Source organism: Pseudomonas sp. HLMP (genome assembly GCF_046365545.1).
Taxonomy (GTDB): Bacteria; Pseudomonadota; Gammaproteobacteria; order Pseudomonadales; family Pseudomonadaceae; genus Aquipseudomonas; species Aquipseudomonas guariconensis_B.
Window position 1 is genome coordinate 1 of record NZ_JBDLLR010000006.1, and the last position, 1,541, is coordinate 1,541.

General features: G+C 66.6%; 1 protein-coding gene. It reads right to left on the reverse strand.

The window, feature by feature from the left end; all coding sequences use genetic code 11:
• A partial coding sequence (locus ABFA30_RS23870) for a carbon starvation CstA family protein (protein ID WP_410046078.1) occupies positions 1–1,541 on the reverse strand: 1,541 nt, incomplete at both ends.

Sequence of the window (1,541 nt, forward strand, 5' to 3'; positions counted from 1 at the left end):
GCGTTGGTGTAGGCATTGAACACCACGTGCTGCATCTGCGCCAGGTCCTTGGCCGGCGCCAGTACCTGGCCGGCGTCCAGCGCGGTGCTGTACTTGTTGGCCAGGGCCAGGAAGCCCACCGCCGGGTTCGGGTCGAACAGCTTGATCAGGCCTGCGGTGGTGGTGCAGATCAGCAGCCACACGGCCGGCAGCAGGGTGACCCAGACATAGCGCTGGCGCTTCATCTTGATCAGCACCACGGTGCCGAGCATCAGGGCGATACCGGCCAGCATCTGGTTGGAGATGCCGAACAGCGGCCACAGGGTATTGATGCCGCCCAGCGGGTCGATCACGCCCTGGTACAGCAGGTAGCCCCACAGGGCCACGCAGCCGGCGGTGCCGATCAGGTTGGCGCCCCACGACTCGGTGCGCTTGAGCGCCGGGATGAAGCTGCCCAGCAGGTCCTGCAGCATGAAGCGCCCGGCGCGGGTACCGGCGTCCACCGCGGTGAGGATGAACAGTGCCTCGAACAGGATCGCGAAGTGGTACCAGAAGGCCATGGTGTTCTCGCCCGGCAGCACCTGGTGGAGGATCTGCGCGATCCCCACGGCCAGGGTCGGCGCACCGCCGGCACGGGCCAGGACGGTGTGCTCGCCGATGTCGCGGGCGGTCGCCTCGAGCTGCTCGGGGGTGATGGTGAAGCCCCAACTGCTGACGGTCTGCGCCACCGACACGACGTCGGCACCGACCACCGCGGCCGGGCTGTTCATGGCGAAGTACACGCCCGGCTCGATCACCGAGGCGGCGACCATGGCCATGATGGCGACGAACGACTCCATCAGCATGCCGCCGTAGCCGATGTAGCGGGCGTTGACTTCGTTGTCCAGCAGCTTGGGCGTGGTCCCCGAGGAGATCAGCGCGTGGAAGCCGGACACCGCGCCACAGGCGATGGTGATGAACAGGAACGGGAACAGGGTGCCCTTCCAGACCGGGCCGGTACCGTCGGTGAACTGGGTCAGGGCCGGCATCTTCAGCTCCGGCGCGATGATCAGGATACCGATGGCCAGGCCGACGATGGTGCCGATCTTGAGGAAGGTCGACAGGTAGTCACGCGGCGCCAGCACCAGCCAGACCGGCAGCACGGCGGCGACGAAACCGTAGCCGACCAGCATCCAGGTGATCTGCACGCCGGTGAAGGTGAACGCCTTGCCCCAGACCGGATCGGCGGCCACCTGGCCGCCCAGCCAGATCGACAGCAACAGCAGGACCACGCCGATGATCGAGATCTCGCCGATGCGGCCCGGGCGGATGTAGCGCATGTAGATGCCCATGAACATCGCGATCGGGATGGTCGCCATCACCGTGAACATGCCCCACGGGCTCTCGGCCAGGGCCTTGACCACGATCAGCGCCAGCACCGCGAGGATGATGATCATGATCAGGAAGCAGCCGAACAGGGCGATGGTGCCCGGAATCCGGCCCATTTCCTCGCGGACCATGTCGCCCAGCGAACGGCCGTTGCGGCGGGTGGACAGGAACAGGACCATGAAGTCCTGCACGGC